At 71.0% G+C, this 12,698-nt stretch carries 12 protein-coding genes and 2 tRNA genes; 7 read left to right on the forward strand and 7 right to left on the reverse strand.

The genetic code is table 11. The annotated features are described in order from the left end of the window. Positions 1 to 24: 24 nt before the first annotated feature. Both TSH58p_RS27235 and TSH58p_RS27240 read right to left on the reverse strand, forming a co-directional pair. Positions 25 to 101: transfer RNA gene (locus TSH58p_RS27235), tRNA-Asp, on the reverse strand. A 4-nt stretch (positions 102 to 105) separates the two neighbouring features. After that, positions 106 to 181: transfer RNA gene (locus TSH58p_RS27240), tRNA-Asn, on the reverse strand. Between the two features lie 213 nt (positions 182 to 394). Between TSH58p_RS27240 and TSH58p_RS27245 the strand changes: the two genes are divergently transcribed. Then, entirely contained in the window at positions 395 to 973 is a 579-nt protein-coding gene (locus TSH58p_RS27245) for a hypothetical protein (RefSeq protein WP_109070396.1), read from the forward strand. Between the two features lie 34 nt (positions 974 to 1,007). On the opposite strand, the gene TSH58p_RS27250 is transcribed toward TSH58p_RS27245, so the two are convergent. Together TSH58p_RS27250 and TSH58p_RS27255 are read right to left on the reverse strand one after the other, a co-directional pair. After that, complete coding sequence (locus TSH58p_RS27250) at positions 1,008 to 1,214, reverse strand: hypothetical protein (protein WP_109070395.1); 207 nt, start codon at positions 1,212 to 1,214, stop codon at positions 1,008 to 1,010. A 114-nt stretch (positions 1,215 to 1,328) separates the two neighbouring features. Next, positions 1,329 to 2,327 (reverse strand): MBL fold metallo-hydrolase, encoded by a 999-nt coding sequence (locus tag TSH58p_RS27255; RefSeq protein WP_109070394.1) that lies wholly within the window; start codon positions 2,325 to 2,327, stop codon positions 1,329 to 1,331. 246 nt (positions 2,328 to 2,573) lie between these two features. Between TSH58p_RS27255 and TSH58p_RS33710 the strand changes: the two genes are divergently transcribed. Then, on the forward strand, positions 2,574 to 2,711 hold the full coding sequence (locus TSH58p_RS33710; protein WP_199230139.1) for a hypothetical protein: 138 nt from the start codon (positions 2,574 to 2,576) through the stop codon (positions 2,709 to 2,711). Between the two features lie 89 nt (positions 2,712 to 2,800). Here TSH58p_RS33710 and TSH58p_RS27260 read toward each other — a convergent pair whose 3' ends face one another. Together TSH58p_RS27260 and TSH58p_RS27265 are read right to left on the reverse strand one after the other, a co-directional pair. Continuing rightward, positions 2,801 to 3,442, reverse strand: coding sequence for a glutathione S-transferase family protein (locus TSH58p_RS27260; RefSeq protein WP_109070393.1), 642 nt, complete (start codon positions 3,440 to 3,442; stop codon positions 2,801 to 2,803). After that, entirely contained in the window at positions 3,439 to 4,374 is a 936-nt protein-coding gene (locus TSH58p_RS27265) for a LysR family transcriptional regulator (protein WP_109070392.1), read from the reverse strand. Before TSH58p_RS27265 ends, TSH58p_RS27260 begins: the two co-directional genes overlap by 4 nt. Before the next feature lie 142 nt (positions 4,375 to 4,516). On the opposite strand from TSH58p_RS27265, the gene TSH58p_RS27270 reads away from it, so the two are divergent. From TSH58p_RS27270 to TSH58p_RS27280, 4 genes are all read left to right on the forward strand, one after another. Further along, complete coding sequence (locus TSH58p_RS27270) at positions 4,517 to 5,689, forward strand: mandelate racemase/muconate lactonizing enzyme family protein (RefSeq protein WP_109070391.1); 1,173 nt, start codon at positions 4,517 to 4,519, stop codon at positions 5,687 to 5,689. Positions 5,690 to 5,823: 134 nt separating this feature from the next. Beyond that, positions 5,824 to 5,997 (forward strand): hypothetical protein, encoded by a 174-nt coding sequence (locus tag TSH58p_RS33390; protein WP_155903579.1) that lies wholly within the window; start codon positions 5,824 to 5,826, stop codon positions 5,995 to 5,997. Between the two features lie 254 nt (positions 5,998 to 6,251). Further along, a complete protein-coding gene (locus TSH58p_RS27275; protein ID WP_109070390.1) occupies positions 6,252 to 6,848 on the forward strand; it encodes a carbonic anhydrase in 597 nt (198 codons plus the stop codon). 251 nt (positions 6,849 to 7,099) lie between these two features. Beyond that, the gene (locus TSH58p_RS27280; RefSeq protein ID WP_158282615.1) at positions 7,100 to 10,033 is read left to right on the forward strand and encodes a PAS domain S-box protein; all 2,934 of its coding nucleotides are present in this window, start codon (positions 7,100 to 7,102) and stop codon (positions 10,031 to 10,033) included. Between the two features lie 26 nt (positions 10,034 to 10,059). Here the strand turns inward: TSH58p_RS27280 and tyrS are convergent, their stop codons facing one another. Further along, a complete protein-coding gene (tyrS, locus tag TSH58p_RS27285; protein WP_109070388.1) occupies positions 10,060 to 11,334 on the reverse strand; it encodes a tyrosine--tRNA ligase in 1,275 nt (424 codons plus the stop codon). Positions 11,335 to 11,669: 335 nt separating this feature from the next. Here tyrS and TSH58p_RS27290 point away from each other — a divergent pair, with 335 nt between their 5' ends. Continuing rightward, a complete protein-coding gene (locus TSH58p_RS27290; protein WP_109070387.1) occupies positions 11,670 to 12,686 on the forward strand; it encodes a 4-(cytidine 5'-diphospho)-2-C-methyl-D-erythritol kinase in 1,017 nt (338 codons plus the stop codon). Positions 12,687 to 12,698 lie beyond the last annotated feature (12 nt).

Genomic DNA, 12,698 nt, shown 5'->3' on the forward strand with positions numbered 1-12,698 from the left:
AAGAAGGCCACCGATGAGGGAAGGTGGCGCGAGTGACGGGACTTGAACCCGCGGCCTCCGGCGTGACAGGCCGGCGCTCTAACCAACTGAGCTACACCCGCAATATGGCTCCGGATGCTGGACTCGAACCAGCGACACGCGGATTAACAGTCCGCTGCTCTACCGACTGAGCTAATCCGGAACGGAGGCCGGCTTATAAGCCCCTTTCCGGGGGCTGGCAAGGGGGAATCGAACAGTCGGCGGGATTTTTTGCGCCAAGCCCGCGGCGGCGATGCAGGGCCGTGACAATGGGGCGGAAATGTGGCGAAGGCCTCGCGCATCGGTTGACAGCGGGCGCGGCTTTCGCTTCCTTCCGGCCCCGGTTCCCGTCATCTGCCGCTGGTCCCCATTCCCGATGTCCAAGGTCGTTCCCTTCGCCCAGGCGCGCGAAGCCCTTCTCGCCCGCCTCACCGAGCAGCTTCCTCCTTCCACCGAATGGGCGGGGCGTCTGATGCTGATGCCGGACGGCAACCGGGTGGAGCCGATGCCCGCGGCGAACGCCGTCGAGGTGCTGCGCGCCTTCCGCGCCGGGCTGGGCGAGGCCATCGGCGCCGCTCCCTGCTCGGTCGGCGGCATGTGGGTGTCGCGGGAGGATTGCCTGGACTGGGACGGGCTGCTGGCCCCGCTGGCGGTGGCCGCCGGCTATGTGGTGGCCGGGGCGACCGGGGGCGCGGGCCTGTCGGTGGAGCTGTTCCGCTGCAAGACCGCGCTGGCCGGCTGGGGCGTGCGCGGCCTGCGCGGGGAGCCGGCGGTGGCCCGCTCCGCCGGCTACGCCGTGGTGATGGTCAGCCGCCGCCCGGACGACCAGGAGATCGTCCTGGACCGCGTGATGGACACCTTCGGCTTCGTGATGCGCAGCCAGGGCGAGCCGGTGGTGGAGACCGGCGACCTGAACGCCCGGCTGGCCCGCCGGGCCTGCCCGCTGCGGCGATGACCGGGCGGTGACCGGGCAAGAACCGGGGGGGCGCTTACCGGTTCGGCGCGTTGGCCTGGACGATGCGGGCGACGGTCTGCAGACGCTGCACGTCGCGCACTTCCAGAACGATGCCCAGGTTCAGCGCGGCGAGCGTGTCGGCCAGGGACCGCATGCTGTCCCGCACCCGCTCCAGCGCGTCGGGGCCATGGTCCGATTCGCTGCCGAGGGAACTGACGAAGGCACTGATTTCCAACTGCATTTACGCCCGGCTCCGCCTGTGTGATGGGTACTGTTCCTCAAGGCGTTACCCCGATCCGCGCGCTCGCGTCCATCGCGCTTGCGCCATAGGCCGGTGGGCGAATCCCCCTGTCCACTAGGCCGAGGGACGGCGGAAGCGCAGGGGTTCGCCGAAGCCGGGAACGGCGAAACGACCGGGATCGACCGCCTGTTCGGCCAAGGCGTGGTGCAGCGCGCGGATGGGGGCGTCGATGCCCTCGGCGGTCAGCTGGAAGGTCCCGAAATGCATGGCGACGCTGTGTCGCGCCCCCAGGTCGCGGTGCGCCCGCACGGCATCCGCCGGATTCATGTGCTGGGCGGCCATGAACCAGCGCGGCTCGTAGGCGCCGATCGGCAGCAGGGCCACGTCGATGGCGCCGAACCGCCGCCCGATCTCCCGGAAATGCGGGCAATAGCCGCTGTCGCCCGCGAAATAGATGGCGGCCTCCGGCGTCTCGACCACGAAGCCGCCCCACAGCGTCCGGCGCCGGTCGAAGGGGGTGCGGGCGGACCAGTGCTGCGCCGGGACGAAGGTGATCCGGGTGCCGTGCGGGCCGGGCAGGCTGTCCCACCAATCCAGCTCATGCACCGCGTCGAAGCCCGCGCGGCGCATCATCGGGCCGTTGCCCAGCCCCGTCATCACCTGCGGCACGCCGCGCCGCCGCGCCAGTTGGCGGAGCGTCGGGGCGTCGAGATGGTCGTAGTGGTTGTGGCTGAGCAGAACCGCGTCGATGGCCGGCAGATCCTCCATCCGCACCGCGGGCGGGCGCACCCGCCGCGGCCCCAGCCGCCCGAAGGGTCCGGCGCGGTCGGAATAGACGGGGTCGGTCAGGAAGGCGGCGCCGCCGATCTGGATCAGGAAGGTCGCCTGCCCGATGAAGGTCACCGCGACCTCGCCCCGCGCGGGGGTGATGGCGCGGAAAGGGCGGGGCGGTTCCGGGTCCGGCGGAGTCCAGCGCGGGCCGCGCGCCTTGTAGAGCCGCCACAACTCGCGCGGGCTCTTGTCCGTGTCGGCGTGCGGGTTGAAGAAACGGCGCCCGTCCCAGTGGTCGGATGGGACGGCGGGAAAGCGGGGCTGGCTGTCGTCGCGCGGCATGACACGAGAAGTGGGGTGGTGCGGCGGCTTTGGCTAGACCGCCGTCTTCCGCGATGCGGCAAGAATTTGATGTCAGCAACCAGAACAGTTCACAAGACGGAATATCAGGAAACTAAAGCATTGAAAGCGTTGCGTTTTTTGGGGTCTGCTCTGCAATAAGCGCGCGTGTGGTATTAGGTATACCAGAGCATATTGGTCTCAACGAACAACGCCCCCGATAACGCCTCCCAACGATTGGAGACCATCATGAACAGCTCGACCTACACCCACATCGGCAACGACCGCGCCCCGTCCTCCGCCCTCCAGGCCGTCCGCGAGTTCCTCGCCGCCTGGCTGCGCGCGACCCCGGCCTACATCGTCTACCGGGCCCTGAACGAGCGTTGATCTATAAGGGTTGATTTCCGAGCGTCGATTGTCGAACGGGGGCGGCCCAGCGGTCGCCCCCGTGCTGCATCAACGCGTTGCTTCCTGGTTCAGGACGCCGGCGTGAAGTTCCGGCGCCAGACCGGCGCCAGGTTCGGCAGGGCCAGCACCCGCTCCGCCACGCCCGAGAGCTTCGGAGCGTGGTCCGCGAACCAGTCGCGGCGGGGCCGCCAATGCACCATCGCCCCGATGTAGATGTCGAGCGCGCTGAAGCGCTCCCCCAGCACCCACGGGCCATCGCCGATCTGCGACTCCAGCCAGAGCCACAGCGTCTTGCGGTGCTCCACCATCGTCGCGCCGAGTGTCTCCGGAGCCTCCGTCACCCAGCGCTCCGGATAATCGCCGTAGGTGAAGGTCGGGTAGACGTTCGCCACCAGCCAGACCAGCAGCCGCAGGAAAGTCGCACGCTCCGGCGCGTCGGGCGGCGGCGCCAACCCGGCGTCCGGGTGCCGTTCGGCCAGCAGCAGCGCGATGGCCGCGCTTTCCGTCATCACCGTCCCGTCCGGCAGGACCAGGGTCGGGATCTGCCCCAGCGGGTTCAGCGCCAGCAGCCTCCGCCGCGCCTCGCCCGGCGCGTCGAAGCCCTCGACGTTCTCGAAGACGAAGGGCGCGCCGCACTGGACCAGCATCGCCTCCGTCAGGACGGACCCCCAGCCGGGCGCCCCGTAAAGCCTGTAGTCCGGTCCGCTCATTCCCGTTCCCTCCCGTCCCGGATTGCCTGTTCCGAAACCTGCGACGCCGCCAGCGTCCAGAAGGCCTCCGCCGCCGGGCTCTGGCGGGCGCGCGGGCGGAAGAGGCGGACCTCCACCGGGATTTCCCAGCCCGCTCCGCCGGCCCGCACCAGCCGGCCCTGCGCCAAGTCATCGGCGATCAGGCTGTCCGGCAGCCACGCCACGCCGCGCCCGTCGCGGGCCAGCGTGCGCAGCACCGCGGCGAGGTGCGAGGTGAAGACGGTGTCGAGCGCCAGAGGCGTTGGAAAGCCGCCGCGCGCCGCGGTGACGATGCGCCCCATGCCGGATTCCGGGCTGTAGGCGAGATGGGGCAGGGCGGCCCCGCCGCTGGACAAGGAATGCCGCGGCGCGCCCGCCTCGTCCGGCGCGCAGACCGGCACCAGACGGTCGCTCCCCACCGCGGCCGAGCGGAAGGCCCCGGCCTCCAGCCGGGAGGGGGCCGCCGCATGGGCGTGGCACAGCAGGAACTGCGCCTGCCCCTGCATCATCACCTGCTCGCAGGCCTGCATGCTGTCGGACAGCAGATGGATGGCGCCCAGCCGCGCCTGCCCCTCCAGCCGACTCAGCCAAGTCGGAAAGAAGGTCAGCGACAGCGCGTGGGTCGCCGCGAAGCGCAGCGCCGTGGCCGCCGCTCCGCCGGCCAGCCGCGCCTCCTCCCGCCCTTGCAGGAGGCGGCGCACCGTCTCGTCGGCGAAGGGGCGGAAGCGGCGCCCGGCCTCGGTCAGCCCGACCGGCTGGGTGCTGCGGTCGAACAGCGGCGTGCCGGTCCAGTCCTCCAGAGCGCGGATGCGGCGGCTGAAGGCCGGCTGGGTCAGGTTGCGCCGCTGCGCCGCGCGGGAGAAGTTGCCGCACTCCGCCAGGGCGAGGAAGTCCTCGAGCCAGTTCAGTTCCATCGCCGCACCGCCAGCCCATGTTCCGTCGGCCCATCATGCCGGACGCGCATCACGCGATTTGAAACTGGCATTGGCCCGGCGGTCCCGTCCATCCCTATCCTGCGGCCCAGGGCAGAGGAACAAGCCAAAGGGAAGCAGCGCCATGCGCATCGTGGAAATCCGGGAAAAGACCGTCGGCATCAAGTCCGACATCGCCAACGCCTACATCGACTTCAGCCAGATGACCTGCTCCACCGTGGCGGTCATCACCGACGTGGTGCGCGACGGCAAGCCGGTGATCGGCTACGGCTTCAATTCCAACGGGCGCTACGGCGCCGGCGGCCTGATGCGGGAGCGCTTCATCCCCCGCCTGACCTCCGCCGCTCCCGACAGCCTGATCGACGAGGCGAACGGCAATCTGGACCCGTACAAGATCTGGGCGCGGCTGATGACCAACGAGAAGCCGGGCGGCCATGGCGAGCGCTCGGTCGCGGTGGGCACCATCGACATGGCGGTGTGGGACGCCGTGGCGAAGATCGCCGGCAAGCCGCTCTACCGCCTGCTCGCGGACCGCTACCGCGGCGGCGTGGCCGACGAGTCGGTCTGGGTCTACGCCGCGGGCGGCTACTACTACCCCGGCAAGGGGGTGGAGGCGCTCCAGGACGAGATGCGCAGCTACCGCGACCGCGGCTACAAGGTCGTGAAGATGAAGATCGGCGCCACCTCGCTGGAGGACGACCTGCGCCGCATCGAGGCGGTGCTGGAGGTGGTCGGCGATGGGCAGAACCTCTGCGTCGACGCCAACGGCCGCTTCGACCTGAAGACCGCCATCGCCTACGCCGAGGCGCTGAAGCCCTACAATCTCTTCTGGTACGAGGAGGCCGGTGACCCGCTCGACTACGCGCTCCAGGCCGAGCTGGCGAACCACTATGACGGCGCGATGGCGACCGGCGAGAACCTGTTCAGCCACCAGGACGCCCGCAACCTGATCCGCCACGGCGGCATGCGCCCGGACCGCGACTGGCTGCAGTTCGACTGCGCGCTCAGCTATGGCCTCGTCGAGTACATGCGCACCCTGGACATGCTGGCGGAGAACGGCTGGTCGAGCCGCCGCGTCGTGCCGCACGGCGGCCACCAGATGTCGCTGAACATCGCCGCCGGCCTGCATCTGGGCGGCAACGAGTCCTACCCGGACGTGTTCAAGCCCTTCTGCGGCTTCGCCGACAGCATCGCGGTCGAGGACGGGCGCGTCCGCCTGCCGGAACTGCCGGGCATCGGTTTCGAGGACAAGGCGGAGCTGTTCCGCACCATGCGGGAGGCGCTGGAGACGGCGTGATCGGACTCGCCACGCCCTCTCCCGCCCCGGGAGAGGGTCTCGCACCCTGTACGGGCGGTATAAGGCGTTGACTAGCGTCGGATCGTCCTCACATGCTGTTGCGGTGTTCAACAGTTTTGAAAGGAGGTGATCCAATGTCTCATGGAGCCAAGCCGGTAGCCGTTCTGTTCGGTCTCGCCGCCCTCCTGACGGCGGGGGTCGCCAGCGCGGACTGCTCCTCCAGCCACAGCGCCAGCGCCGGCACGCAGAAGCCGGCCAGCGATACGGTCGCCACCGGCGACCGGGCTTCGGGCAGCACCCGCGGCTGATATCAGCAACGAAACACTGGCAAGCACCATGCTGAACGGGCCGCTTCCCATCTGGGAGGCGGCCCGTTTCCTTTTGGCGTCCGAGGACAAGCCGAAGGTTCTCGTTCCGGTTTGTCCGGATATTCCTGTCATCATGCTGTGCCTTTCTGTTCCGTGAAAGATTTGTTCACGAATAATGCTGTGCCGGAAACGGTGATGTACTGCGGTCTCCATGGGCGCTCGGCCCCACGAAGCCTCAACGACGTGGAGACCTCATGCAGTACCGACAAAACACTGGAATCGACTTCGGCCCGACCTGCTGCGGCAGCCTCCGTCACGACTCCCGCCGGACCTTTCTGAAGATCGCCACGCTGGGCGCCGGTGCCGCGCTGATGGCGCCCCTGGCCGTCGGCGCCGCGCGCGCCGCGCAGCCCGGCGGGGAGGTGGAGGCGCTGCTGCTCTCCTGCATGGATTACCGGCTGATCGACGACATCGGCCGCTACATGGACGGGCGCGGGCTGACCAACCGCTACGACCATGTGATCCTGGCCGGCGCGTCGCTGGGCGCCCTGACCGAGCGGAAGAAGGCGTGGGGCGAGGCGTTCTGGGACCATGTGGCGGTCGCCAAGCAACTGCACGGGATCAAGCGCGTGATGGTCATGGACCACCGCGACTGCGGCGCCTACCGCGTCTTCCTGGGGACGGATCAGACGGGGGACTTGGCGGCGGACCCGGAGAGGGAGACCGCCGTGCACGCCGAACAGCTCCGCGCGCTGGGCGCCGCGATCAAGGAACGGCACCCCGATCTGGGCGTGGAACTGCTGCTGATGGCGCTGGACGGCAGCGTCGAGCCCATCGCCGAATCCGCCTGAGGACGGGCGGACAATCCCATGGCGCCGGGGCACCGGGCACCCGTTCCTCCGGCGCCTTTATAATTCGTATGCGAAATAGTCGGTTGAGCGCGGTCCCTCCTTTTGGTAAACGCAAGGTAAGGATGTGGCCGGCGGGGTAGCGGGGCACCGCTGCCGCGGATATGACGGCGTGCATCGGACCCGGGGTGCCATGCGTCCCTTGGGAAGTGCTGGGTCGTGCCGTTCCCTTCCGTGCTGTTCCCGGGCCACCGATGAGCATTCTCACACGCCTCGTCCTGCTTGTTCTCCTCGCCAGCCTGCCGGCCATCGGCATCCTGGCCCACAACAGCCTGGCCGCCATCGAGGCGGGGGAGCGACAGGCCGAGGCCGAGGCCCGCCGCCTGCTGACCCTGATCCAGGACGAGCAGCAGCGGGTCGTGGAGGGCATGCGCGGCGTGCTGGTGACGGTGGCCGAGATGGCGCCGCGGCTCGCCATCGACCCCCAGCAATGCTCCTCCACCCTGAACCGCCTGCGCGGCCGGCTGCCGCGGGTGAAGGGCATCGCCCTGACCGATCTCGACGGCGCGGTCCGCTGCGCCAGCGATTCGAAATTGAACGGCCTGATGGTGGCGGCCCTGCCGCACATCCGCATGGCGCTCTACGGGCAGGGCTTCGTCGTCGGCGACTACGCGGTGCGGCGGCTGGACGGGCGGCCCGTGCTGCCCTTCGCGGCGCCCTACACCGACGGGACGGGCCGCATGGCGGGGGTGGTGTCCATCGCGCTCGACGCCGGATGGCTGCGCGAGTATCTGGCGGAGAAGCCGCTGCCGCCGAACGCCATGCTGGTGCTGGCCGACCGCAACGGCACCTTGCTGGGCCGCTTCCCCGGCAGCGACGACCAGCGGGTGGGCAAGCCGCTGCCCGAGCCGCTGATGGCCCTGCTGCGCGCGCCGTCCGACGGCGTGGCGGAGGTTGCCGGGCTGGATGGCGAGCCGCGGATCCTGGCCTACGCCCCGGTGGACCAGAAGGTCCGCGAGCTGTTCCTGGCGGTCGGGCTGGACCGGTCGGAGGCGCTGCGCCCCGTCACCGCCGCGGCCGAGCGGAGCGCGTTCCTGCTGGCGCTGGCGGCGGCGCTCTCCCTGGCCGCGGCCTGGATCGGCGCGCGGCTGTTCGTGCTGCGCCCGGTGGCCCGGCTGAAGCGGGTGGTGGAGCGCTGGAGCGCCGGGGAGCGGGACGCGCGGATCGGCCGGCCGGGCGACCGCTCGGAAATCGGCGCGCTCGGCCGCGCCTTCGACTCCATGGCTCAGGAGCTTCAAGCGCGGGAGCAGGCCCGCGACGCCGCCCACGCCGCCGAGCACCGCATGGCGGCGATCCTCGCCGCCTCGACCGACGCGGTGGTGGAACTGGACCATGAGGGCCGCGTGACCTTCGCCAACGAGAAGGCGGCGCGCCTGTTCGGCGACGGCGGGGACCTCGTGGGGCACGTCTTCGTGGCCCTGCTGCCGCCCGGCGTGGCCGAACCTTTCGCCGCGCGCCTGCGCGACGCGCTGGCCCGGCGGGAGCCGGAGGAATTCGAGATCCGGCTGGGCGGCGGCGAGGAGCACGGCGGCGAGGATCGGAGCGGCGGCGACTGGTACGCCCTGCGCCTGTTCGCCACCGGCGACAGGCTGGCCCTCTATGCCCAGGACGTGACGCGCCGCAAGGAGGACGAACGGGCCATCCGGCGGGCCGTGGAGCGCCACCGCTCCCTGCTGGAGACCGCCGCCGACGCGATCCTTCTGGTGGACGCCAAGGGCACGGTGCACACCTTCAATCGCGGGGCGGAGCGCATCTTCGGCCATCGCCCGGCCGACGCGGTCGGGACGGACGTGCGCCGGCTCATCCCGGGCGGCCTGATTTCGGAGCCTCTCAGCCCGGACCGGCTGGCCGACGGTGTCGCCCGCGAGGTGGAGGGGCGGCGGCGCGATGGGCTGGCGGTGCCGCTGGAGCTGTCGCTGTCGGCCTGGAGCGACGGCGGCGACCGCTTCTTCACCGCCATCCTGCGCGACATCACCGAGCGCAAGCGCACCGAATCGGCGCTGCGCCGCGCCAAGGACCAGGCGGAGCGGGCCAACCGGGCGAAGTCGCGCTTCCTCGCCGCGGCCAGCCACGATCTGCGCCAGCCGGTGCAGTCGCTGTTCTTCCTCACCTCCGCGCTGGGCGAGCAGACGCAGGGCACGCCGGGCCACGGCACGCTGAAGACCATGCAGCAGGCGCTGGAGGCGCTGAAGCGCCTGCTCGACGGGTTGCTGGACATCTCCAAGCTCGACGCCGGGGTGGTCGAGCCGGTGACCACCACCGTGGCGATCCAGCCGCTTTTCGAACGCCTCGCCGCCGAATACGCGCCGGAGGCGGCGCGGCGCGGCCTGACCCTGCGCGTCGTCCCGACCACGCTCCACGCGCGCAGCGACCCCATGCTGCTGGAGCGGGTCGTCCGCAACCTGCTGGACAACGCGCTGCGCTACACCGGGCGGGGCGGGGTGGTGCTGGGCGTGCGGCGGTCGCGCCGCCGTTTCCACATCGCCGTGTGCGACAGCGGCGCCGGCATCCCGCCGGACCGCCAGGAGGACATCTTTGAGGAATTCACCCAGCTCGGCAATCCGGAGCGCGACCGCGAGAAGGGGCTGGGGCTCGGCCTCGCCATCGTGCGGCGGCTGTGCGCCCTGCTCGGCCATTCCGTCGCCCTGCGGTCGCGGCCGGGGAGCGGATCGACCTTCCTGGTCACCGTGCCCGCCGCCGAACCGCCGCGGCCCGCTGTGACGACGGTTCCCGCGGTCGGCCGGACGGAGGGCGGCGGGTGCCGGCTCGTCCTGATCATCGACGACGAGGTGATCATCCTGATGGGGCTGCGCGCCATGCTGGAGGGCTGGGGCTACGAGGTCATCGCCGCCACCGCCGGGGACGAGGCGATCCGCCTGCTCGACGAGGCCGGGCGGCGGCCGGACGTCATCCTGGCCGACTACCGGCTGCGCAACGGAAAGACCGGTCCGGAAGCCCTGCGCGCCATCCACGCCCATTGCCGGTCCCCGATTCCCAGCATCATCCTGACCGGCGACACCGCCCCCGAACGCATCGTCGAGGCCCAGCGCAGCGGCTTCGCCATCCTGCACAAGCCGGTGTCGTCCCATCACCTGAAGCAGGTGGTGGCCGAAGCCGGGGCCCGCTGAGGGCGCCCGGCGTCTTCGGCCCGCCTTCAGCGCGCCTGGACCAGCGCGTGGCGCTTGCGCCCGGCGGACAGGCGGATCAGCCCCTCGCCGTCGAGGTCCCCCAGGGTCAGCAGCGCCGCCTCGTCGGTCACGAGGGTGCCGTTCACCCGCGCCCCGCCGTCGCGGATCAGCCGCCGCGCCGCCCCCTTGGACTCGGCGAGCCCGGCGGCGGCCAGCAGGTCGGCCAGACGGACGCCGGCGGCGAGGTCGGCGCGGGCGGCCTCCACCATCGGCAGGCCGCCGCCGGACCCGGCTTCCTCGAAGACCCGGCGGGCGGTCTCCCCGGCCTCGGCCGCGGCGGCCACCCCGTGGCAGAGGGATGTCGCCTCATGGGCGAGGATCTTCTTGGCCTCGTTGATCTCCGATCCCCGGAGCGCCTCCAGCCGGGCGATCTCGTCCAGCGGCAGCTCGGTGAACAGGCGCAGGAAGCGGCCGACGTCCGCGTCCTCCGTGTTGCGCCAGAACTGCCAGAAATCGTGCGGGCTGCGCCGGTCGGCGTTCAGCCACACCGCCCCCGCCGCCGTCTTGCCCATCTTGGCGCCCGACGCGGTGGTCAGCAGCGGCGTGGTCAGGCCGAACAGCTCCGTCCCGTCGACGCGGCGGGCCAACTCGATCCCGTTGACGATGTTGCCCCACTGGTCCGATCCGCCCATCTGCAGCCGGCAGCCGTGGCGGCGCGACAGCTCCAGGAAGTCGAAGGCCTGGAGGATCATGTAGTTGAACTCCAGGAAGGTCAGCGGCTGCTCGCGGTCGAGCCGCAGCTTCACGGAGTCGAAGCTGAGCATCCGGTTGACGGTGAAATGGCGCCCGATGTCGCGCAGCATCGGGATGTAGCGCAGCTCGTCGAGCCAGTCGGCGTTGTCGACCATCACCGCGCCGTTTGGCTCTTCGTCGCCGAAGGACAGGTACTGCGTGAAGGCCCGGCCGATGCCGGCCATGTTGGCGGCGATCTGCGCGTCGTCCAGCATGGGGCGGCTGGTGTCGCGAAAGCTTGGGTCGCCGATGCGCGTGGTGCCGCCGCCGATCAGCACGACGGGGCGGTTGCCGGTCTTCTGGAACCAGCGCAGCACCATGATCGAGACCAGATGCCCGACATGCAGGCTGTCCGCCGTGGCGTCGAAGCCGATGTAGGCGCCGACCGGCCCCTGGCGCAGCAGGGCGTCGAGGCCCGACAGGTCGCTGCCCTGGTGCAGGAATCCGCGCTCGTCGAGCACGCGCAGGAAGTCGGACTGGAAGGGGCTGGAAGCGGCGGGGGTCGCCATGATGCTGATCTCCGGAAGGGAAGGGCCGCGTCCCGGAGATCATCTGTCGAAGCACATGCCGCCGGTCCGCGGCGGCATGGTTCATGTGGTCAAGACTGAACGCGCCGCCCTATGGGAGCAGCGGATAATAGCGGCTGGAGTGGTGCGTGCGCGTCGTCATGGCCGGAAAGCTAGGCGCGCGGGGGCGAGGCGTCAAGGGCGGATGACAGGGCCGGCGCATCCCATTTGTCCGGCAACCGGGCACTTGAGGTCTGGCGCTTATTGCACCCATACAGCATAAAGCCCGTCTTCCCCCTTTCGGGAGGAAGGGCTTTATCGCTTCCGGGGACCCGACCATGAGCGCCATCGCCGAGGCCGCGCCGGCCAAGCTGAACCTCTATCTGCATGTGGTGGGCCGCCGGGACGACGGCTTTCACGAGTTGGACAGCCTCATCGCCTTCGCCGACGTGGCGGACCGGGTGACGGTGCAGCCGGGCGTGGCGCGGATCGCGCTGCGCGGAGCGGACCTGCCGCCGGTCGGGCCGAGGCTGGCCATCTCCGGTCCCTTCGGCCCGGCGCTGATGGGCGAAAACCCGTCGCAGAACCTCGTCATCCGCGCCGCTTACGCGCTGGCCGCCCGGCTGGGGCGCGAGGCCGACGCGTTGATCGCGCTGGAGAAGGCGCTGCCCGTCGCGTCCGGAATCGGCGGCGGCTCGGCGGATGCGGCCGCGACGCTGCGCGCCCTGGCCCGGCTGTGGGGCGTCCCGGCGGCCGACCAGCGCCTCTACGAGGTCGCGGCGTCGCTGGGCGCCGACGTGCCGGTCTGCGTCGTCGGGCGGAGCTGCTATTTCGGCGGCGTGGGGGAGGTGCTGGAGGAGGCGCCGGCCTTGCCGGAGACTTTCGCGGTGCTGGTCAATCCCGGCGTGCCGGTGCCGACCCCCGCCGTGTTCAAGGCGCGCCGGGGCGCCTTCTCCGCCCCGGCCCGCTTCACCGGGGCGCCCGCCGACGCCGCGGCGCTGGCCGCGCTGCTGCGGGAGCGGCGCAACGACCTGACCGAACCGGCGCTGACCGTCGCTCCGGTGATCGCCGACGTTCTGGCGGCGCTGGAGGGCACGGACGGCTGCCTGCTGGCCCGCCTGTCGGGCAGCGGGGCGACCTGCTTCGGCCTCTACGCCGATGCGGAGCGCGCCGCCGCCGCCGCCCGCTCGATCCAGGCGGCGCAGCCGCGCTGGTGGGCGAAGGCCGCCCGGCTGCTGCCGACCCCGGCGGGTGCGCCGCCGCTGCCCACGGGATTGACGGCGCCTGCCACGGTCGTCCCGGCCCCGCCCCCGCCGATCCCCTTCCCGGACACTGGCGGCTGGGGCGTCGGCTGACCTCTTTCGAGG

The sequence above is a fragment of the Azospirillum sp. TSH58 genome (genome assembly GCF_003119115.1).
Classification (GTDB): Bacteria; Pseudomonadota; Alphaproteobacteria; order Azospirillales; family Azospirillaceae; genus Azospirillum.

Bases quoted from the DNA above. Each gene is read 5' to 3' on its own strand.
- TSH58p_RS27290 (WP_109070387.1), top strand. From the start codon at position 11,670: ATGAGCGCCATCGCCGAGGCCGCGCCGGCCAAGCTGAACCTCTATCTG.
- TSH58p_RS27250 (WP_109070395.1), bottom strand. From the start codon at position 1,214: ATGCAGTTGGAAATCAGTGCCTTCGTCAGTTCCCTCGGCAGCGAATCG.
- TSH58p_RS27270 (WP_109070391.1), top strand. From the start codon at position 4,517: ATGCGCATCGTGGAAATCCGGGAAAAGACCGTCGGCATCAAGTCCGAC.
- TSH58p_RS33390 (WP_155903579.1), top strand. From the start codon at position 5,824: ATGTCTCATGGAGCCAAGCCGGTAGCCGTTCTGTTCGGTCTCGCCGCC.
- TSH58p_RS27275 (WP_109070390.1), top strand. From the start codon at position 6,252: ATGCAGTACCGACAAAACACTGGAATCGACTTCGGCCCGACCTGCTGC.
- tyrS (WP_109070388.1), bottom strand. From the start codon at position 11,334: ATGGCGACCCCCGCCGCTTCCAGCCCCTTCCAGTCCGACTTCCTGCGC.
- TSH58p_RS27280 (WP_158282615.1), top strand. From the start codon at position 7,100: ATGAGCATTCTCACACGCCTCGTCCTGCTTGTTCTCCTCGCCAGCCTG.
- TSH58p_RS27245 (WP_109070396.1), top strand. From the start codon at position 395: ATGTCCAAGGTCGTTCCCTTCGCCCAGGCGCGCGAAGCCCTTCTCGCC.
- TSH58p_RS33710 (WP_199230139.1), top strand. From the start codon at position 2,574: ATGAACAGCTCGACCTACACCCACATCGGCAACGACCGCGCCCCGTCC.
- TSH58p_RS27260 (WP_109070393.1), bottom strand. From the start codon at position 3,442: ATGAGCGGACCGGACTACAGGCTTTACGGGGCGCCCGGCTGGGGGTCC.
- TSH58p_RS27255 (WP_109070394.1), bottom strand. From the start codon at position 2,327: ATGCCGCGCGACGACAGCCAGCCCCGCTTTCCCGCCGTCCCATCCGAC.
- TSH58p_RS27265 (WP_109070392.1), bottom strand. From the start codon at position 4,374: ATGGAACTGAACTGGCTCGAGGACTTCCTCGCCCTGGCGGAGTGCGGC.